Raw genomic sequence first — 19,233 nt, forward strand, 5'->3', positions numbered from 1 at the left:
CAAAAGGTCGCTTGGGAGGAGCACCTGACAACCACTGAGGAATTTCAATGGCTCACATGCTGCGCGGTCGGTTCGAAGAAGGAGGGCGGTCTGGATCAGGCACAAACAACAAGGCGGATCCCTTTGTCAGCGGAATTTACCAGATATCGAAAGTCCTGACCGCACCTACCCGGCTGGAGATCACGCTCACCAATGTCGTGAACATCCTCTCCTCGATGCTGGAAATGCGTGACGCAGCAATCGTCGTCCTGGAAAATGAAAACGAGCCAGAAATTGTCGCGACTGCGGGCATTACACCCTCACCTCATTCCGGCAGCGGCCGAGTTGTATCCCAGGCCGCAATCGACGAGATCGTTGCTACCGGAGCACCGGTCGTCATACAGGATGCCAGCAAGTCGGAGCTCCTTCAACTCGACCGTCAAGCGTCTTCCATCGGCACCACCATCCCAGGCCGCTTTATTGGTGTTCCGGTAAAGGCCGAGCGCAAAATACTTGGCACATTGTCGATCTTTCGCGTCAGGGGCGACACCACCGACATTCCCTATGACGATGACGTAGGCTTTCTCACAATGGTCGCCAACCTTGTCGGCCAGACGATCTGGCTCCATCGCAGTTTTGGCATCGATGACAAGCGGCTCACGGACGAGGAACGCAGCCACGAGAGCTCTCCCGACGGTGAGCGGAACGACATCGGCGGGCGGTTGCCTGCCAAAATCGACTGGATCGTCGGGGAAAGCCCCGCTGTCAAGGAGGTGCTCGCAACCGTTTCGGCCGTGGCCCCGACCAACACCACCGTACTCCTGCGGGGCGAAAGCGGCACCGGCAAGGAATTCTTTGCACAGGCCATCCACGAGCTTTCACCTAGAAGGAAGAAATCTTTCGTAAGATTGAACTGCGCCGCGCTGCCCGAAGGCGTTCTTGAATCGGAGCTATTCGGGCATGAAAAGGGTGCCTTCACCGGGGCTATCTCGCAGCGCGCGGGCCGTTTCGAACTGGCAAACGGCGGAACACTGTTGCTTGACGAGATCGGCGAAATCTCGCCTGCCTTTCAGGCCAAGCTGTTGCGCGTCTTGCAGGAAGGTGAACTGGAGCGGGTCGGCGGCACCAGAACGCTAAAGGTCGACGTTCGGCTAATATGCGCCACCAACAAGAATCTCGAAACGGCTGTCGCCAATGGAGAGTTCAGGGCTGATCTTTATTACCGCATCAATGTAGTTCCGATTGTGTTGCCGCCGCTCAGGGATCGACCCGGCGACATTTCTCGCCTGGCGAAAGTCTTCCTCAAGCGATTCAACAAGGAGAATGGGCGCGAACTCACATTCGCGCCGGCGGCGCTTGACCTGGTCTCGCAATGCCGCTTCCCCGGGAACGTCCGTGAACTTGAAAACTGCGTGCGAAGGACGGCAACTCTCGCGCCGTCAAGGACGATCGGTCCGTTGGATTTCGCCTGCAAGAACAGCCAGTGCCTCTCGGCGCTTCTGTGGAAGGGACCGAACGGTTTAATCGGCGACAATGGCATCGATGAGCCCACCAGAGCGAGGACAATGTCGGCTGGATCCCCGTTTGCGGCCAGGCGCGACGGCGCCTCTCTAGGCGAGGTCTCCTCCAAGGCCTGTGATCCGAACGATCCTGCTTGCCCTGCAATCGGTGCGCGCCTGACTGAGCGCGAACGGCTGATCGACGCGATGGAGAGATCCGGCTGGGTTCAGGCCAAGGCGGCTCGCCTCCTCGGCCTCACGCCACGTCAGGTTGGTTATGCCATCCGCCGGCATCAAATCGAGGTGAAGAAGTTCTAAGCCTGGTGTGGTCGAACGGCAGGCCCGACCTGCCCTCCTCCCCTCATGCACTCGAGCCGCCCCGCCATCTTACCCCGTGTCTTGTCCATGTCGAATGCCTGACAAATGACTGTCTGGTCGCAAATGGAGGGAAACGGACAATGAAGCTAAGCTGTTGAAAAGAGCAGCTCTTTTCATTGGCATGGCCTTTGCTTTTTGAACCGCGACGTTACGCAGCAACGGAGCCTTCAATGTCCCCACCGATGATTTCGCTCAAGAGTCTGACCAGCACCACGACCATGAACCAGCTGCTGGCCACCGCGAAGTCCACTGCTTGCGCCGCGTCATCGTGCGGTTCGTCCGCAAAGCCGCACGACGTCGAGCCGACTGTCTGGGAGAAGATCAAGGATCATCCCTGCTACTCAGAAGAAGCGCACCATTATTTCGCGCGCATGCACGTCGCGGTCGCACCAGCCTGCAATATCCAGTGCAATTACTGCAATCGTAAATATGACTGCGCCAACGAAAGCCGGCCTGGGGTCGTCTCGGAAAAGCTGACGCCTGACCAGGCGCTCAGAAAGGTCGTTGCGGTCGCCAATGAAGTCCCGCAGCTTTCCGTGCTCGGTATCGCCGGACCAGGCGATGCCTGTTATGACTGGAAGAAGACAAAGGCGACATTTGAACGCGTGGCCCGGGAGATCCCCGATATCAAGCTGTGTCTTTCAACCAACGGTCTAGCGCTGCCGGACCATGTCGGCGAGCTTGCCGACATGAATGTTGATCACGTGACGATCACCATCAACATGGTCGATCCAAGAGTCGGCGCGAAGATATACCCATGGATTTTTCATGACCACCGCCGCTTCACCGGGCTGGAAGCCGCCAGAATCCTGCATGAGCGGCAGATGCTGGGTCTGGAGATGCTGACGGCGCGCGGCATCCTCACCAAGGTCAATTCGGTGATGATCCCCGGTGTCAACGACGAGCACCTGCTTGAGGTGAACAGATGGGTCAAGGATCGCGGTGCGTTCCTGCACAACGTGATGCCGCTGATCTCCGACCCGGCGCATGGCACGCATTATGGCCTGACCGGGCAGCGCGGCCCGCGGGCGACCGAACTGAAGGCGCTTCAAGATCGTCTCGATGGGGGTGCGAAGCTGATGCGCCATTGTCGGCAGTGCCGGGCCGATGCAGTCGGCCTGCTCGGCGAGGATCGCGGCGGCGAATTTACCCTCGATCAGATCCCGGATGAGGTCAGCTACGACGCCAGCAAGCGCGAGGCCTATCGTGAGGTGGTCGCGCGCGAGCGAGGCGATCACGTGGCTGCCAAGAAGGAGGCGATCGGAGTGATCAAAGCGGCGGGCTCCAACGGATCGCTTCATTTCGCAGTGGCAACGAAGGGCGGCGGCCGAATCAACGAACACTTCGGACATGCAAAGGAATTCCAGGTCTATGAAGCCTCGGCGAGCGGTATCAACTTCGTCGGGCATCGCAAGGTAGAGCAGTATTGCCGCGGCGGCTGGGGTGAGGAGCATGCGCTCGAGACCGCCATCGCCGCGCTCGAAGGCATAGATATCGTCCTGTGCGCCAAAATCGGACATTGCCCCAAAGATCAGCTCAGGGATGCTGGTATCCGAGCAATTGACGATTATGGCTATGACTACATCGAGACGGCCATCAGCGCACTTTATGCCGAAGAGTCTGGGGCCGAACCACTGACGGCCACTGCTTGAGCCCGATTCCAACCGAACGAGGAGCTGAAAATGGCCTTCAGGATCATCGCATCCCAATGCACCCAGTGCGGCGCCTGCGAGTTCGAATGTCCCTCCGGCGCGATCAAGTTCAAGGGCGAGGCCTACGTGATCGATCCGAACAAGTGCACCGAATGCAAGGGCACTTTCGAGCTGCAGCAATGTGCCTTCGTATGTCCAGTGCCCAAGACCTGCGTTCCCGTTCCGGCATAGTCAGGATTTCCCCCCGGCACGCGTTGCGCTCCTTTATCGATATCATGCAGTCCAAAACGGAAAGAACGCAATGGACCTTTCACGCGAACAGGAGGTCGAGATCCGCAAGCCGCCACTTTTCATGCCCGGTGAGCGGGTCCGTGCTACACGCCACGTAAAAAATGACGGCACCTATCCCGGCAAAACCATCGGTGAAAACCTGGTGCGGAAAGGCGACGAAGGCTATGTGCGCGACATCGGTACCTTTCTCCAGCAGTTCTACATCTATGCCGTCGAATGGATCGATCGCGGCACCGTTGTCGGCATGCGCGCGCGTGAACTGACGAGCACTGAGAAAGCCGCCACCGTTGTCAGCGAAGGAACAGCAAGATGAAGGTAATGATCCGCAGAACCAGCGCCGGCTTGTCGGCCTATGTTCCTAAGAAGGATCTCGAGGAGCCGATCGTCAAGGTCGAAAATGAAGACCTGTGGGGCGGGGCTGTAACGCTCAAGAACGGCTGGCGGCTCGCCCTCCCTGACCTGCCGCGCGATACGCGTCTGCCGATCACCGTCGACGCCAGGAGGATTTTCGACGACGACTGATGCTGCAGAAAATCGAGGACAAACGGCAAGAGAAAGCAGCATGAACACCATCGTGACCACCGACCGTTTCCTTTTGGTGCGCAACAGCGATGCGGAAAAGCGGCTTCACCTGCTGAAGGAAGCGCTCGCCGCCGATACGGTCGTTCCCTATCTCGGTCCGGGTCTTCTAAGGCTCAGCTCTGCGGGGCCGACTGTACCGCACGAGCCGAAAGCCGTCGCGGCGGCACTCAACACGCGGGCGCCAGCCCCTTCCAGAATACGCACCAATATGTGGTCGGTCGCGCAATTCATCGAACAGCGCCGGCATCGCCGGACGCTTCAAACCTGGATGGCCGATATATTCGCTCCGCCGGTGGCGCCGACCATTCTGCATGCCTGGCTCGCAACGCTACCCCTCTCCCTCATCATCGATAGCTGGTACGACGCGACGATGCGGGCGGCCCTTGCTGAGACCGGCCGAACGGACGTGGTTGAGATACAAGGCGTCACTAGGGCAACCGGATACGACGACATCTGGACGAAAGCCTACGATTTGTCCGGGAGGGAAATCGGAATGGGATCAGCGGCAAAGACGGTTCTCTACACGCCGCACGGCAGCGTCAGGCCGGCGGCAAATTTTCTCGTCTCGGATTCCGACTATGTTGAAGTCCTGACCGAGATCGATATTCAGACGCCGATCCCTGAAGTGGTGAAGGAGCGGCGCACCAACAGGGGCTTCTTCTTCGTCGGCTGCCGCTTCAACGACCAGATGCTGCGCACCTACGCCCGACAGATCATGAAGCGCTCCAACGGCCCACGTTTTGCGGTGCTCGATGCGGCAGCGCTGACCAACAACGAACGCCGTTTCCTTGCAGCAAGCGCGATTACGCTCATCGACATGCCGACTGGCGAGGCTGCGGCTCGGCTTGTCGGATGAGGAAAGTGCAGCCAAGGAGTGCTGCGGAGACGAAGCGTCCGTCAGCCGTTCGTCGGGCGGTCGATACTTGAAGGCAGTCGCAGGCCCATTTCCACTGGACGTCGATCATCTCGGCTATTGAGCTAAACGTGGTGAGAGGATAGCGGGTTAGGGAAATCTGAAACGTCTCATGACCTCACGTGGAGAGGGCATGCGGGATGCCTCCTGAAATAACACGTCTCGCATCCAGAGGCTTGCCTGATCGCTATTGTGAAGCGCCGGCCATTGGACGGCCTGGTTGAATGCGGGCATTGGTAGCGGAAGTTCTACGATCTGCAGGGGAATAGTTTTTGCGAGCTGATTGACAAGGCGTAAGGGCATCGTCGCTATGCGCTCGGTCCCTGAAAGCATGAACGGAACCATGCTAAAGCCCTGCACGACAACCTCGATATGTCTCTTAAGCCCGTGCTCAAGCAAATACCATTCCTCAATGGAAGGCGTCCGGGCATTCCCGAACTTCACCACAACGTGCCCCATCGACATGTATCTCTCGAATGTAAGTCGCTCTGACAGCTGCTTGTTCGAGCGGCAGCCTACGCACACGAGAGTTTCCTCGAACAGGGTCGCCTTAGGATGCGCGCGCGACATGAACAATTCCGGAAAGATGAGAAAATCGGCCTCACCGCGCCGCAGGCATTCATCGTAGTTGTCGGCGAGAGGCAGCAACTCGAAGCAGACGCCGGGCGCCTCCCGGGCGACACGCTTCACGACCTTCTCAAAAAAGACGAGCGCGGCGTAATCGGAGAGAATGACCTTGAAGCAGCGATCCGATTGGGCCGGGCAAAACGGGTCCCAGGAGATGATGGAGATTTGGATGTTCAGCAGGGCCTCGCGCACTGCGGGCGCGAGCCGTTCGGCACGCGGGGTCGGAACGAGTTCGCGGCCAACCATGGTAAAAAGATCGTCATTGAAATAGGTGCGCAACCTGCCGACAGCCGCGCTCATGGCAGGCTGGCTCAGGTTGATGGTGCGTGCCGCCGCCGTGAGATTACGCTCAGCCATCAGGGCGTCGAGTGCGACGAGGAGATTTAGATCAAGGCCCTTGAACCGCATGTCTTCATCTACCCGTCGCGAGGTGTCGAGAAGGGTGACGAGGCTTGTTGGCAGGCAAAAGCTTACCTTCTTCCCAGCGTATCTGCTTCCGACATGGAATTCGTTTTAAGCAAAAGAAATGAAGGGCCATGAGCACGATCGAGCTGACTGCATAGAAGAAATGGGCAGGTGACGTTAAAGCCGGCTGCAGAGCGGCTTTAGCTCTCGATTGCCGCGTCAGACGCCGGTAAAGCCGCCGGTCTCATCAACCTGCTCCAACTGAGGAGGCATATTGACCTAGACCTGCAAGCGAAGTTGCGATCGCGAGCACACATTGGCCTGTCGCATGCGCGATTTTGTGCTTCCGGTTCCAAAGACAAAGCATGGTGAGATGCGGTAGGCCACAGTGCCTAAGCCTCCGACGACGCGCCAAAGTCTTGGACCTGGCGGAGGGGAAGATCAACGACACGACAAGCCCTGTGCCAGCAGCGCCGGCAAAGAGTCCGAGCGCTCCGGCGATAGCGAGAAGAGCATTGTGATTCATTTCCGTGGCGCCTCGCTTGATGCTCTATGTTGAAATTGAATCAGAAGTGCACTTTCGAGACCTTGTCGTTCGGGATACCGGAGAACCAAGGATTCGAGCGACACGGCCTGCGCTTGCAGGACATCAGGGGAAAGTTCCGGCGCCTCAGCATCCCGGCATGCAACTACGGAGCTTGACGACGGTTTCTGAGAAAAAACCAGAGAAAACTCCGCCGCCCTTGGCTGCGTCCGAAGAATAGCCGGCGTGCAGACGTCGTCGAATTTGAGGACATTCTGGTCGTGCGCAATGACAACGCTGAGCATCGGCATCTTACCCCTGCGGCTTCTCTAAGATGGAGCCTGGTTCGCCTCCTCCTACCGGTCACGGCCGGCAGGACACGATTGAGGACGCAGCGGATTAAAATCCGCGGCCATCCAGTGTTGGAATCATGCACGACTGGGAGGTTTGGTCGCGCAGGCGGGCCTCAGTGCCCGGGCTTTCGTCAATGCAGCATTACGCGGTACCGGTAAAATCGATTGTATGGATGGACTCCATTCGCGTTATGGATGATAAACGCAAGCAGCGACCGCCAGTGCTGAGGAGAACAACGGGGCATTGGAACGCTGCCGACCGCAGATTGTCCCTGAACCGAAAAACGAGAGCACCATCGAAAGGCAAATTGCCTGCGTGAAGTCCTATCCGGTTGCGCCGCCGAGCTTTCGACCGACGCCACCAATGGCCGTTCGAGCATCGCGTAAGCGGCAATGCCCAGAAGCGTACCCGATAGTACCGCTGCGGCCATCGCAAACGCTCAATCGAGGTTGAACGTGGCTACGGCCTTTGCCGCCAAGGAGATTGCGAACGTGGGCCAAAGATAGATTGAATAGGATGCATTGCCGAGAAGGCTCGGGACCCTCAGGCTAGGCACTCGTCCCGCGGCCTCTAACGTCAGCGCGCTGAGGACCAGCAGCACCGCCAGCGGACCGATCATCCATTCGTCGAACGGCAGATGAAGAATATCCACAAGAGCAAAGCCGCCGAATGCCAAGGCCGTCAGCGCCAGGCCAAAGACCACGGGGGCATCCTACCCTTCAGCCAGAGCCCGCTAACATTCCGGCTACGAACTCCAGAAATGACGGCCCGCGTATAGGTCAGCACCACCGCGTTTTTCGCAGCGGACTTCGAGACCCGCAATCACCAGCAGCAGGAAAAGGCCGACGACAGCCGGCAGACGCCAGTAGATCGGCACGACGCGGCGGATGCGATCGGCAATGAACTTCGCGGGGGCCAACGGTCGGCGCTCGCTGATGACCCACATGACGAAGCCGCTGATGACGAAGAAGACATCGGCGCCTGCCGCACCGACAGCGAAATGATGCCCGGTCCTCTCGGCAGCGTGAAGGATCACGACAGCGAGGGCGGCGCCGGCCCGCAGATACTGGATCGCCCGGATTGTCCCCATCGAAGGCCTCCTAACTGCTATCGCGGCACTCACCCACCACCATATGCGGTGGCTTTCACAGTCCCCCAATGCCCGCGGGCCATCCTTCAACGATCATTGGATCGGAAGATTTTGCATCCGAACGGATGCACGTTCGTCCCAGTACGCAAAGGAGATGCGACTTTCGCGCACAGCGAAGACGCCACATCCTCGCCGGCCGGATGGATCGCGCCATTCGAGTACTGCGCTACCACCTATTTCGTATATGACCTCTGGAACGCAGGTCATTCCCGCGACCGCGAAATCCTCCTCAAACATTTTCTGGATTGCAGAGCGACCTTCGACAGAACGCTGCTTTGCTGGAAGGTGCAGGGCATCTTCCCGATATAGTTCTGCGACGGCGACCGCATCACGCCTGTTGAAGCGTCTAATCCACTCTTCGACCATTTCACGCGGCTTCATAGGGATGTTCCTTCCGCCGGGCAGGATCATCGGAGCTCGCTCTGAAAGACGGCTCCTTGACAGTAATAGGAGACACTCATGAACGCCTCGTCAGTGTTCAAGAACGTTGGTCCCGCACGCCCTAGCAAGACACCTTGGCGCGTGCCGCGTTGACACATCATAGACTGCCGCTCCCGTATTGAGCGCAATTCGTTCCAAGACTTCGCAAAGGGGCGTCATTTCTCCTCCATCCATTGGTCGAGGAATGCCTCGATCTTGAGCGCAAGGGCGACCCGGTCCTCTTCGACCGTCTTCAGATGCAGGTCCGGATTTTCCGGCGCTTCATAGAGTGAGGAGACGCCGGTGAAATTTGCGATTTTTCCCGCAAAAGCCTTCTCATAGAGCCCCTTCGGATCGCGGCGCGCGCACTCGTCGATCGGCGTGTCGACAAAGATCTCGATGAACTCGCCCTCTTCCATCAATTCGCGCGCCATGCGCCGCTCATCGCGGAATGGCGAGATGAATGAGACGAGAACGATCAGGCCGGCATCGGCCATAAGCTTCGCCACCTCCGCTACGCGGCGAATGTTCTCGACGCGATCCCCGTCGGTAAAGCCCAGATCCCGATTGAGCCCATGGCGCACATTGTCGCCATCGAGCAGATAGGTGTGCTTGCCGCGGGCATGCAGGATTCGGTCGAGCGTATTGGCGATCGTCGACTTGCCGGAACCGGAAAGCCCGGTAAACCAGAGCACGGCAGGACGCTGGTTCTTCATTGCGCTGCGCGCGCTTTTGTTCACATCGAGCACATGCCAATGGACGTTGTCGGCGCGGCGGAGCGGGAAGTCGATCATGCCGGCGCCGACGGTTGCGTTTGTCACACGGTCGACGAAAATGAAGTTGCCTGTCGCCCTGTTGTCCTTGTAGGCGTCGAAGGCGATGGGTGACTGCGTCGAGATGTTGCAGACGCCGATCTCGTTCATCTGTAGCGATTTCGCGGCTTCGCGGACGAGGCTGTTGATGTTCACCTGATGCTTGAGCGTGGTCACCGTTGCGTTGACGCTGTCGGTTTCGGTCCTGAGGATGTAGCTCCGCCCCGGGAACATCGGACTTTCATCCAACCAGATCACATGCGCCTGGAACTGGTCGGCCACGTACGGCTGCGCGGCAGCGGGGACCAGCATGTTGCCGCGCGAGACATCGACCTCGTCGGCAAGGACGAGTGTCACGGCCTCTCCCTCCCCTGCCGCCTCGCGGTTCCCGGCATAGGTCACGATCTCCTTGACTGTGGATCGCTGGCCGGATTTGGCAATGACCACTGGATCGCCGACGGAGATATGGCCCGACGCAACCTGACCCGCATAGCCGCGAAAGTCCGCGTTCGGCCGCATCACCAGTTGGACTGGAAACCGGAACGGCCGCTCCTTTGCGGGTGGGTCGAGATCCACTGTTTCCAGGTATTCGAGGAGTGCGAGCCCCTTGTACCACGGCGTGTTCACCGAGGCCGAGATTACATTGTCGCCATAGCGCGCCGAGATCGGGATCGGCTGGATGCTGGCAAAGCCGAGTTCCCTGGCAAAGGCCAGATAGTCGGTTGCGATCTCGTCGAAGACCTGCTGGCGGAACTCGACGAGATCGATCTTGTTGACCGCCAGCACGACGTGGCGGATGCCGAGCAGCGAGGCGATATAGGAATGGCGCCGGGTCTGCTGGAGAAGGCCCTGGCGGCTGTCGACGAGGATGACGGCCAACTCGGCCGTCGAAGCGCCGGTTACCATGTTGCGGGTATATTCCTCGTGGCCGGGCGTGTCGGCGACGATGAATTTGCGTCTCGACGTGGCGAAATAGCGGTAGGCGACGTCGATGGTGATGCCCTGTTCGCGCTCCGCCTCAAGGCCGTCGAGAAGCAGCGCCAGGTCGATCTCATTGCCGTTCGCCGCCCCGACGCGTCGGAGATTGGCCAATTGATCCTCGAAGACCAGCTTTGCGTCGTAGAGCAAACGCCCGATCAGCGTCGACTTGCCGTCGTCGACGGAGCCGCAGGTGATGAACCGAAGGATCGATTTGTTGTCGTGCTCGGCCAGTTGCGCCTCAATGTCATGCGGCGGCATCGACGGCATATACGACATCAGAAGTACCCCTCGCGCTTCTTCTTTTCCATCGCCGCGACTTCGTCAGTGTCGATCAGGCGACTGTGCCGCTCCGACGTGCGCACCGTCATGATCTCCCGCACGATGTGCGGAACCGTGGCAGCCTCGGAGTCGATCGCGCCGGTCAGTGGGTAACAACCGAGCGTACGGAAGCGGACCATCCGCTCCACGACCTCTTCGCCGGGTTCAAGCGGCATGCGGCTGTCGTCGACCATGATCAGCATGCCGCCGCGGCTCACCACCGGCCGGCGCGCCGCGAAGTAGAGCGGCACGATCGGGATATTCTCCTGATGGATGTATTGCCAGATATCGAACTCGGTCCAATTGGAGAGCGGGAACACCCGCATCGTCTCACCGGCACCGACGCGGGTGTTGTAGGTCTTCCACATCTCCGGCCGCTGGCGCTTCGGGTCCCAGCCGTGCTGGGCGTTGCGGATCGAGAACATGCGTTCCTTGGCCCGCGACTTCTCCTCGTCCCGCCGCGCTCCCGCCAAAGCCGCGTCGAAGCCGTATTTCTCGAGGGCCTGCCTCAGCGCCATAGTCTTCATGACGTGGGTGTGCAGGTTGGACCCATGCGTAAAGGGATTGATACCCTGCTCGACGCCGTCCTGGTTGACATGGACGAGAAGTTTGAAGTCGCGTTCTCGCGCCATCCTATCGCGAAACTCGATCATTTCCCGGAACTTCCACGTTGTGTCCACGTGCAGGAAGGGAAAGGGCGGCTTTGCCGGAAAGAACGCCTTCATCGCCAGATGCAGGAGAACGGACGAGTCCTTCCCGATCGAGTAAAGGACAACCGGGTTCGAAAACGTCGCGACTACTTCTCGAAGGACATGAATGGCTTCGGCTTCAAGTCTCCGAAGGTTGGCAAGGGACATGTCACTTACCCCTCCGGCATCAATGCGTCGTCAAGCTCGAAGAATCTCGCGTAAGGTCCGCCTGCGAAATGACGCCGCAACTCTTCGAAATTTTCTACCGTGTCGTCCAGCGGCCGCTGTTCCAGGCGCTGAAGGGTACCACTGCCTGAAAGTTGCAACGCAGGAACGCCCAGAAATCGCCAGGCCGTTTCCAGGCATGCGGTAGGTTCACGCAGAAGTTTCTCGTACTCGATCTCAAGCAACCTGCTCGAAGCGAAGGAGTCCGCGACGCGAGCATGAAACTCATCAGCGGCCCTGAAGTAGTCCTCGCAGGAGGCGATCGACAAGTTGACGCGTGGCGGCGGAGCCGTATCGTCATCCGAACTGAATTTCAGCCATTGGCGGCTTTGCCTTGCCTGCACCAGCGAACGCAGCGACTCCAAGGTGTTCCTGCGAGACAAAAGGATGACCTTGAGCCCTGGCCAACGCGCCAGCTCGTTGAAAAAGCTTGGACGTTCCTGAAACTGCGGTTCGTTGATCTTGCATCCAACATGCGTGACCTTCTTGTCGCTCCGCGTGGGAAATCGCAGATAAGCGAGTTCCAGAAGCTCGCGATCGCTGCGTAGCAGGCGATCCTTATCGGGCCAATTCGCGTCATACGTGTTAAGGAGCTCACCGTTGCTCAACACGTTCGCATGCTCATTCAGCAACTCTTCAAGGTAGTGCGTTCCAGTTCTCGGCATTCCAAGGATCGCAAATGGCTGAGGCGCCGGTGCGGTATGGGTCATTGCACGTGTTCCCGACTCAAATAGTTCATGAAAGTTTGGGTGGCGCCAGCACGACGAACTCGCCCACCCCGTTCCGCAGCGAGTCCAGTTTCACCCGCGTGACTTGTTGAGGATTGCTCAAAGACGGCCACAGAAACCCAATTTGGCGTGTGTTGCAGCAGGACGCCGCCTCGGCTCATGGCCCTGTCGTTCCATAGCGCTGATAGATCGATTGGATACCATCCAGGACTTCGCGTGACAGGTTGACTTCCAGGCTGGCGATGTTGTGCTGCAACTGCTGCACGGAGGTGGCCCCTATCAGGGTCGTTGCCACGAATGGCCGGCCTCTGACGAACGACAACGCACCGTGCACTGGATCGATGCCATGTTCACGGAAGAGCGACGTATATGCGAGCGCCGCGTGCTGAGCCCTCTCGTTGCTGTAGCGGAAGAACCGTCCGAACAAGTTCAGCCGCGAGCCAGTTGGCCGGTGGCCCCCCAGGTATTTCCCGGTCAGCGTGCCCATAGCGAGCGGCGAATAGGCGAGGAGCCCCACCTGTTCGCGCAGAGCCATCTCGGCGAGACCATATTCGAAATCCAGGTTGAGCAGATTGTAGGGATTCTGGGTGCTTATCACGCGCGCCAACCCTTGTGCTTCCGCGTGATGCAGGAAGCGCGCAAGGCCCCAAGCTGTCTCGTTGCAGAGCCCGATGTGACGGACGCGGCCGCTCTCGACGAGCGTGCTCAACGCTTCCAGCGTCTCCAGGATCGGAACAGTATCGTCGTCCAGCTCGTACTGGTAGTCGAGCAGCTGGAAGACGTTGGTGCTACGATCTGGCCAATGCAGCTGGAAGAGATCGATATAATCCGTCTCAAGCCTTCGGAGACTGGCGTCCACGGCCTCGAACAGATTGGCGCGAGTGTAGCTGACCCGGCCGTCGCGCACATAAGGTAGGTTCGCTTTTCCTACCCGAGCAGGCCCGACGGCTTTTGTTGCGAGCACAATGTCCTGCCTGCGGCCGGTCTTTCGTATCCAGCTGCCGATGTAACGCTCCGTCAGGCCATGCGTCTCCAGGCGGGGCGGCACGGGGTACATCTCTGCGCTATCGACAAAGTTTATGCCGGCATCGAGGGCCGCGTCCATCTGCGCGTGCGCCTCCGCTTCGTTATTCTGCTCTCCCCAGCTCATTGTGCCCAGGCCAAGCACGCTTATCTTCAGACCGCTGCGGCCAAGTTCGCGAAGCTGCATCGCGATTCTCCTTCTCGTGTGGTCGTGAGTAGCGTCAAGACATCAGGCGCCGACGAAACAGTGCCGCCGACAGAAAGAACGGCAAGATTGTGTAGAGGCAAAGCGCGCCCATATGCAGGCCTATGCTGCCCGCGGGGCGGCCAAGCATTGCCGGACGTATGAGGTCGATTGCATGCGATAGCGGCAAGAATTGCGCTACCTGCTGAAAGGTCTGGGGCAGCTGCGTGATCGGAAACACCGCGCCGCACAAGAACAGCATTGGTGTGAGGACGAGCGTCTGGTAGAAAATGAAGTAGTCGTAGCTGGGCGCAAGCGACGTGACCACCATCGCCAGGCTCGCGAAGGCAAATCCAGTGAGCACGATGACCGGTAGCGCATAAAGGACGGACGGCCAGGTCGCATAGCCCAGCACGGTGGCGACAATCATGATACCCGTACCGGCGAGAAACGCCTTGCTGGCTGCCCATGCCAACTCACCGAGAACGATGTCGCCGAGTGTCATTTGTGTGTAGAGGATCCCTTCCCAGGTTCGCTGGGCGTTCATCCGCGCAAAAGCCGCGTAAATCGTCTCGAATGTCGCAGCCGTCATCGCGCTTGTCGCCACCATGCCGCCTGCAAGGAACGCAACGTAAGACGTGCCGTCGACGCGACCTACAACAAGTCCGAGGCCAAGGCCGAGGCCGAACAGGTAGATCATAGGGTCGGCCAGGTTCCCGAGAATTGACGCAAGTGCTACCTTCTTCCAGGCCAGATAGTTGCGTCGCCATACCGCGATCCAGTTCCAAGCGTTGGCGGGCAGAGCCGCGGCACAACCTTCACCCATAGCTCACTTCTCCATCTCTCGACCGGTCAGCCGCAAAAATACATCCTCGAGATTCGGCGGACGTTGCAGGACACGCAATCCTGCGCGCTCGCGCAGCCGCACTCGCACCTTTTCCGGATCGGGCGCGTAGCAAAAGAGTGTCTCGCCGCTGATTTCGATGCGATCGGAATATGGTCTAATCAGAGAGTCCAGTTCATGCGGATTGCCGCCATAGATCTCGATGACCTCGCACCCGATCAGTTCGTCGATCAGCGCGTGCGGACGTCCTTCTGCGATGTTGCGACCTCTTTCGAGCACGCAAAGCCGATCGCATAACCGCTCAGCCTCTTCCATGAAGTGGGTCGTCAGGATAATCGTCTTACCGCGGGCCAGCAGGAAACGCAGGCGCTCCCAGATGAGGTGGCGCGCGTGCGGATCGAGACCGGTGGTCGGCTCGTCCATGACAAGCAGCTGCGGGTCATTGATCAATGCACGTGCAAGCGTCAGGCGCCGCTTCATGCCGCCCGAAAGTTCGGAGACTCGCGCATCCACCTTGCTTTCCAGGCGTGCGAACTCAAGAAGCGACGGCATGACCGCCTTGACCTTGCGTGTGTTCATGCCGAAGTAGCGTCCGTAGACCAGCAGGTTCTCGCGTACGGTGAACTCAGGGTCGAGGTTGTCGAATTGGGGGACCACGCCGATGCCCCTTCGCGCCAAGCGAGCCCTTGCCGGCACCGGCACGCCGAGCACAGTAATCTTCCCCGCATCAGGCGCTGTCATGCCGAGGATCATACGCGCAATCGTGCTCTTGCCCGCGCCGTTCGGTCCAAGCAGCCCGAAGCATTCCCCCGGGGCAACACTGAACGACAGCTTGTCGACCACAACCTTGTCGCCATATGTCTTGCTCACGCCTGAAAGGTCGATTGAAAACATGGACATGCGCTCATCTTGCCGTGAGGGCGACGCCGTCGGCTGGCGCTTCTTGGGTTACCTGCGTTTTCGTATAGAGCAGGCCGTCGCACCATACGTGTTCAATGCGTCCCCATTCGCAGGCCGCGGCAGCATCCGGGAAGAAGCCCCGTCCATGGTAATTGGCACTCGTGTTGCAAAGCAGCGGAATGCCCGTCAGCTTTTCATATTCGACGATGAGCTCGGCGACTTCATGTAGAGAGTGCCTGGATATGGTCTGCAATCGTGCCGATCCATCGAGATGGACAACAGCCGGAATTTTGTCCTGCCATTCCAACCGCGTCTGATGATCGAACAACATATAGGGATCCGGAGTTCCAGGGCTGAATATATCCGGCGCCCGGTCCTCCAGGCATATCGGCGCCACGGGCCGGAAGTGTTCGCGAAATTTGACGTCGTTCAGAAAATCCTTCATTTCCGGCGAAGTCGCGGCTGCCAGAATGCTTCGGCCTCCCAGCGCTCGAGGCCCAAGCTCGGCGGCCCCGGAAAGGAAAACCACGGGCTTGTTGCTGGCGAGGATGGTGGCAAGTTCGGGCATGCCGCATAGCTGGGCCTCCCATCCCGGCGGCACACGCCCGATCTGCAGGGCCGGGCCGCTGTAGACCGACCATTCCAGGGGCACGAAACCTTGCTGCTCCACCATTGCGCAGCAAGCGGCGCCGATTGCCGAGCCGCTGTCATTCGGAAATGGCGGTACCCAGACGGCATCGAACAGGCCGGTCTCCCGTAGTGCACTGTTCCATTTGATATTGAGACCGCAGCCCCCGGCTATACACAAGTTCTGAGGTCCCGGAAACGAATGGCGCCGCACAGCATTTGTCATTTCCTGGACAAGGAGACGCTCAAGGAAGAGATGAAACGACGCAAGCACGTCTTCCGGTGCCTTCGTCTCCAAACGCACCACGCTGGCTTCGAAGAAACCATGCACAGCTGCGAGCGAGGACTCGGCGTCCGTGATGTTGGCGCGGTAGCGGCGGGCAAGTGCCGTATCGGCCGCAAAGTGCTCCTCGTAAAGCTCCTGAAATACCGCGACGATATCTTCGTCAACCGAGCCGAGCGCGATATAGGCCATCAGCTTGCCAGCCACCCCTAGGTCCCAACCTCCCCGGCTCGCCTTCCTATAGGGTCCGAAATAATGGCCCGCCGCGGCGTAGGCCTGGCCTATCACCGGGAACAGGCTTTCGAGAAACCGTGCGCCTCGGCCGTCCACATGATAGAGGCGCGGAAAGATGCAGCCGTCCCAAACGAGGCAGAATGCGGGTTGTCCGGTGTTGGCGAAGGGGCTGGTGCAGTATGCGGAGGCCACGTGGGCCGTAACATGAGGATAGCTCTTGTAAGGAAATACCCGGTCGTCGAGAATGAGCCCGGAGCCGTCGAGGGATTCGAGAAGGCCATCGGCATGGCGTTCGACATAAGGTGCCCCTTTTAGAGTTAAGGGTGCCACTCCACTGAGGACCTGGAACTGTGACTCGTCCTCCCCATCCCAGCCGTCGATAACGAATTGATCGATATCGCGCGGATTGAGACCGTGTTGCGCCAAAGCGGCGACAACTGCGTCGAGATTGTCGACGGTTTGATATCGCGGATTGTTGTCCCGCTTCTCCTGCTCAATGCAGAAGACGAGCCGTCCGTCCTCGACAAGCGCAATCGCCCCGTCATGGGTCAGCTTGATACCACAGATGCGCATAGTGTCTCCATGTCTAAAGTCGACGGTTCAGTTCGTCAGGAAGCAGAAACCGGATTGCGGAAGCGGGCGATCAAGCAGTCTTCGTTGACCGACTCGCCCCGGCACTCGAGCCGTTCTACCTCGAACAAAGTTTCGTTCAGCATGCCGATGACCGTCTCAGCACCAGCAACGTGGCCCCAGCGACGGCAATTGGCGTCGCGCGCCGATCCGAAAACCAGATGTCCTCCTGGCGCAAGCATCCGCACCAGATTGCGGACGGCGGCCCGCATCTCGGCTATTCCTCCAACGTAGTAGAGCACTTCCGCCACAACGATCAGATCGAACCGCTCATCAGGTGAAAACTGTTGAACATCAGAGACTATCCAGCTGATGTGCGGCGGCTCATTCATCCGTCGGCGCGCTCTTTCTATAGCTTGAGGCACAACATCGATCACGGTGAGGCGTTGGCAGTGAGGTGCTAGCTGCACCGTGAAGGCGCCGGCGGCGCACCCCACTTCGAGCGCATTTAAGATAGATCCCTGGGCAAGCGACAGGCGGAGCATTTGCGTGTGACGCTCACGCTCGAATGGATTGGCATCGAGTCCCCACGGATCCTCTGCCGCCAGTTCATGATTCAGCAATTGATAATTATCGATCTGTGTCAACTCGATCACCTCGGGTGTGTAGCTCTTACTCGTCGCTGCAAATGCATTCAGACGTCACTAGCCTCGAAGAGTCGCGCGCAAGGTTGAGCCTTCGAAGCGGTGTCATATGTCCCGAACATTCTGTAGCGCGACATTCAGTCGTCGGACGTTGGACGGGGGCCTGTTCCGCCGCTTTCTTCGACGAGCTGCCAGCAGAGCTGCGCGACAGCCAGTCGCTATTGCTCAGTGTGCACAACGCGTAGGCCTTCAAGGGCAGCAACAGAAAAATGTTGATGAATGTGTGCAGAGAAAAGCCCAGGAATCGGAGTTGGCGGGCCCGAAACGCTACAACGGTGCAGCGAACCATCGTCATGGCCACAATCATCAGGGCTGTCCACCAAGGCACGGTGCCTGTCAGTGCGAGCTGTGCGAGCCCCGTCAGCACTGATAGCGCCAGAAGCAGTGGCCCGAGATTCTGTCCGACCACGTCCAGCGTCAAAAAGCGATTGAGGCCGGGCAGCAGGCGCAGCCCAAGCAACGTATCCCGGAACGTGCTGCGTGCCCAGCGCAGTTGTTGGCGCAGATACGGCCCTAGTTTGTTCGGAACGACTGTAGCTGCGATTGCGCTCGGCACGTACTCGGTTCGAAAGCCTGCCTTTAACATCAGAATGGTGAGATGCCGATCCTCACCGAAGTCGCTCGGCTTGCCCCGGAAATATTGTGACTCGTACTGGTCCAACAGCATAACGAGCGCAGAGCGGCGATACATGGCACATGGGCCGCAGCAGCACATAACGGCACCGAAGCGAGCCTGTGCCGCACGCTCCTCGTTGCAAGCCAGCCAGTACTCCATATCGATCAAACGGGTCAGCCAACTGTCGCTGCGGTTGCTGGCCGTCAACTGTCCCATGGCCGCACCGACGGCCGGATCCTGCATCTTGGGTACGAGCTTCGTGATGACATCGGACGCGAGTATCGTGTCAGAGTCGACGTTTAACACCAGATCGCCATGAGAGCGGCGTATCGCGGCGATCTGTGCCTTGCGCTTTCCGACATTCTGAGGAAGCAGAATGATATCGAACCTGGGGTCGCGCGCGAAGGTCTCGTGCACGGGTCGCAAGGCGTCGCGATTGCCAGAACCGTCATCCACGACATAGACGCGCATTTCCCCGGCGTATTGCTGATCTGCAATGGAAGCCAGGCACTGCGAAAGCGTGTCCGGGTCTTCGTTGAAGCAGGGTACGATGACGTCCACGCTCGGCAGCCCGTCGAAGCCGACCGGGCGCTCAGACGCCGATGAATCGAATGCCGGCTGAGAGTAAACGGCCTGCATGCTTTTATAAGCAGTCGAAAGCAGCGCATAAAGCGAGATGGCGACGGTACTGGTTGTATCAAGAAAATTCATGGGATCTCTTC

General features: G+C 59.0%; 16 protein-coding genes and 2 pseudogenes. 6 read left to right on the forward strand and 12 right to left on the reverse strand.

What is annotated here, in order from left to right; all coding sequences use genetic code 11:
• Positions 1-47: 47 nt before the first annotated feature.
• From nifA to NXT3_RS23190, 6 genes are all read left to right on the forward strand, one after another.
• On the forward strand, positions 48-1,796 hold the full coding sequence (gene nifA, locus NXT3_RS23165; RefSeq protein ID WP_104840596.1) for a nif-specific transcriptional activator NifA: 1,749 nt from the start codon (positions 48-50) through the stop codon (positions 1,794-1,796).
• A 230-nt stretch (positions 1,797-2,026) separates the two neighbouring features.
• On the forward strand, positions 2,027-3,508 hold the full coding sequence (gene nifB / locus NXT3_RS23170; RefSeq protein ID WP_104840597.1) for a nitrogenase cofactor biosynthesis protein NifB: 1,482 nt from the start codon (positions 2,027-2,029) through the stop codon (positions 3,506-3,508).
• A 30-nt stretch (positions 3,509-3,538) separates the two neighbouring features.
• Positions 3,539-3,739, forward strand: coding sequence for a 4Fe-4S binding protein (locus tag NXT3_RS23175; protein WP_037390218.1), 201 nt, complete (start codon positions 3,539-3,541; stop codon positions 3,737-3,739).
• A 70-nt stretch (positions 3,740-3,809) separates the two neighbouring features.
• Positions 3,810-4,112 carry a nitrogen fixation protein NifZ gene (locus tag NXT3_RS23180; protein WP_018097519.1) on the forward strand — a complete coding sequence of 101 codons (303 nt, stop codon included), beginning with the start codon at positions 3,810-3,812 and terminating at the stop codon, positions 4,110-4,112.
• Positions 4,109-4,321, forward strand: coding sequence for a putative nitrogen fixation protein NifT (gene nifT / locus NXT3_RS23185; protein ID WP_104840598.1), 213 nt, complete (start codon positions 4,109-4,111; stop codon positions 4,319-4,321). Before NXT3_RS23180 ends, nifT begins: the two co-directional genes overlap by 4 nt.
• 40 nt (positions 4,322-4,361) lie before the next feature.
• On the forward strand, positions 4,362-5,237 hold the full coding sequence (locus tag NXT3_RS23190) for an SIR2 family NAD-dependent protein deacylase (RefSeq protein ID WP_104840599.1): 876 nt from the start codon (positions 4,362-4,364) through the stop codon (positions 5,235-5,237).
• Between the two features lie 147 nt (positions 5,238-5,384).
• On the opposite strand, the gene nodD1 is transcribed toward NXT3_RS23190, so the two are convergent.
• From nodD1 to nodC, 12 genes and pseudogenes are all read right to left on the reverse strand, one after another.
• Positions 5,385-6,329 carry a transcriptional regulator NodD1 gene (gene nodD1, locus NXT3_RS23195; protein ID WP_037390222.1) on the reverse strand — a complete coding sequence of 315 codons (945 nt, stop codon included), beginning with the start codon at positions 6,327-6,329 and terminating at the stop codon, positions 5,385-5,387.
• Positions 6,330-7,333: 1,004 nt separating this feature from the next.
• Positions 7,334-8,293 (reverse strand): annotated as a pseudogene (locus tag NXT3_RS33375) (acyltransferase family protein).
• Positions 8,294-8,386: 93 nt separating this feature from the next.
• Positions 8,387-8,734 carry a YybH family protein gene (locus NXT3_RS23205; protein WP_104840600.1) on the reverse strand — a complete coding sequence of 116 codons (348 nt, stop codon included), beginning with the start codon at positions 8,732-8,734 and terminating at the stop codon, positions 8,387-8,389.
• A 215-nt stretch (positions 8,735-8,949) separates the two neighbouring features.
• Positions 8,950-10,842 (reverse strand): bifunctional sulfate adenylyltransferase/adenylyl-sulfate kinase NodQ, encoded by a 1,893-nt coding sequence (cysN, locus tag NXT3_RS23210; RefSeq protein WP_104840601.1) that lies wholly within the window; start codon positions 10,840-10,842, stop codon positions 8,950-8,952.
• Positions 10,842-11,741 (reverse strand): sulfate adenylyltransferase subunit CysD, encoded by a 900-nt coding sequence (gene cysD, locus NXT3_RS23215; protein ID WP_104840602.1) that lies wholly within the window; start codon positions 11,739-11,741, stop codon positions 10,842-10,844. The genes cysN and cysD overlap by 1 nt, the downstream gene beginning before the upstream one ends.
• A 5-nt stretch (positions 11,742-11,746) precedes the next feature.
• The gene (locus tag NXT3_RS23220) at positions 11,747-12,508 is read right to left on the reverse strand and encodes a sulfotransferase (protein ID WP_104840603.1); all 762 of its coding nucleotides are present in this window, start codon (positions 12,506-12,508) and stop codon (positions 11,747-11,749) included.
• Between the two features lie 175 nt (positions 12,509-12,683).
• Positions 12,684-13,736 carry an NADP(H)-dependent aldo-keto reductase gene (locus NXT3_RS23225; protein WP_104840604.1) on the reverse strand — a complete coding sequence of 351 codons (1,053 nt, stop codon included), beginning with the start codon at positions 13,734-13,736 and terminating at the stop codon, positions 12,684-12,686.
• Between the two features lie 34 nt (positions 13,737-13,770).
• Positions 13,771-14,559: a nodulation factor ABC transporter permease subunit NodJ gene (locus tag NXT3_RS23230; RefSeq protein WP_037390228.1), complete on the reverse strand. Its 789-nt coding sequence runs from the start codon at positions 14,557-14,559 to the stop codon at positions 13,771-13,773.
• Between the two features lie 3 nt (positions 14,560-14,562).
• Positions 14,563-15,477, reverse strand: coding sequence for a nodulation factor ABC transporter ATP-binding protein NodI (nodI, locus tag NXT3_RS23235; protein WP_104840605.1), 915 nt, complete (start codon positions 15,475-15,477; stop codon positions 14,563-14,565).
• Positions 15,444-17,194, reverse strand: a pseudogene (gene nodU, locus NXT3_RS23240) (nodulation protein NodU). Before nodU ends, nodI begins: the two are co-directional and overlap by 34 nt.
• Before the next feature lie 35 nt (positions 17,195-17,229).
• Positions 17,230-17,847: a nodulation methyltransferase NodS gene (gene nodS, locus NXT3_RS23245; RefSeq protein WP_104840607.1), complete on the reverse strand. Its 618-nt coding sequence runs from the start codon at positions 17,845-17,847 to the stop codon at positions 17,230-17,232.
• Positions 17,848-17,863: 16 nt separating this feature from the next.
• Complete coding sequence (gene nodC, locus NXT3_RS23250; protein ID WP_104840608.1) at positions 17,864-19,222, reverse strand: chitooligosaccharide synthase NodC; 1,359 nt, start codon at positions 19,220-19,222, stop codon at positions 17,864-17,866.
• Positions 19,223-19,233 lie beyond the last annotated feature (11 nt).

This window comes from Sinorhizobium fredii (genome assembly GCF_002944405.1).
Taxonomy (GTDB): domain Bacteria; phylum Pseudomonadota; class Alphaproteobacteria; order Rhizobiales; family Rhizobiaceae; genus Sinorhizobium; species Sinorhizobium fredii_C.

Excerpts from the sequence above, each read along its gene's own strand:
- nifA (WP_104840596.1), top strand. The coding sequence starts at position 48 with ATGGCTCACATGCTGCGCGGTCGGTTCGAAGAAGGAGGGCGGTCTGGA.
- nifB (WP_104840597.1), top strand. The coding sequence starts at position 2,027 with ATGTCCCCACCGATGATTTCGCTCAAGAGTCTGACCAGCACCACGACC.
- NXT3_RS23175 (WP_037390218.1), top strand. The coding sequence starts at position 3,539 with ATGGCCTTCAGGATCATCGCATCCCAATGCACCCAGTGCGGCGCCTGC.
- NXT3_RS23180 (WP_018097519.1), top strand. The coding sequence starts at position 3,810 with ATGGACCTTTCACGCGAACAGGAGGTCGAGATCCGCAAGCCGCCACTT.
- nifT (WP_104840598.1), top strand. The coding sequence starts at position 4,109 with ATGAAGGTAATGATCCGCAGAACCAGCGCCGGCTTGTCGGCCTATGTT.
- NXT3_RS23190 (WP_104840599.1), top strand. The coding sequence starts at position 4,362 with ATGAACACCATCGTGACCACCGACCGTTTCCTTTTGGTGCGCAACAGC.
- nodD1 (WP_037390222.1), bottom strand. The coding sequence starts at position 6,329 with ATGCGGTTCAAGGGCCTTGATCTAAATCTCCTCGTCGCACTCGACGCC.
- NXT3_RS23205 (WP_104840600.1), bottom strand. The coding sequence starts at position 8,734 with ATGAAGCCGCGTGAAATGGTCGAAGAGTGGATTAGACGCTTCAACAGG.
- cysN (WP_104840601.1), bottom strand. The coding sequence starts at position 10,842 with ATGTCGTATATGCCGTCGATGCCGCCGCATGACATTGAGGCGCAACTG.
- cysD (WP_104840602.1), bottom strand. The coding sequence starts at position 11,741 with ATGTCCCTTGCCAACCTTCGGAGACTTGAAGCCGAAGCCATTCATGTC.
- NXT3_RS23220 (WP_104840603.1), bottom strand. The coding sequence starts at position 12,508 with ATGACCCATACCGCACCGGCGCCTCAGCCATTTGCGATCCTTGGAATG.
- NXT3_RS23225 (WP_104840604.1), bottom strand. The coding sequence starts at position 13,736 with ATGCAGCTTCGCGAACTTGGCCGCAGCGGTCTGAAGATAAGCGTGCTT.
- NXT3_RS23230 (WP_037390228.1), bottom strand. The coding sequence starts at position 14,559 with ATGGGTGAAGGTTGTGCCGCGGCTCTGCCCGCCAACGCTTGGAACTGG.
- nodI (WP_104840605.1), bottom strand. The coding sequence starts at position 15,477 with ATGTCCATGTTTTCAATCGACCTTTCAGGCGTGAGCAAGACATATGGC.
- nodC (WP_104840608.1), bottom strand. The coding sequence starts at position 19,222 with ATGAATTTTCTTGATACAACCAGTACCGTCGCCATCTCGCTTTATGCG.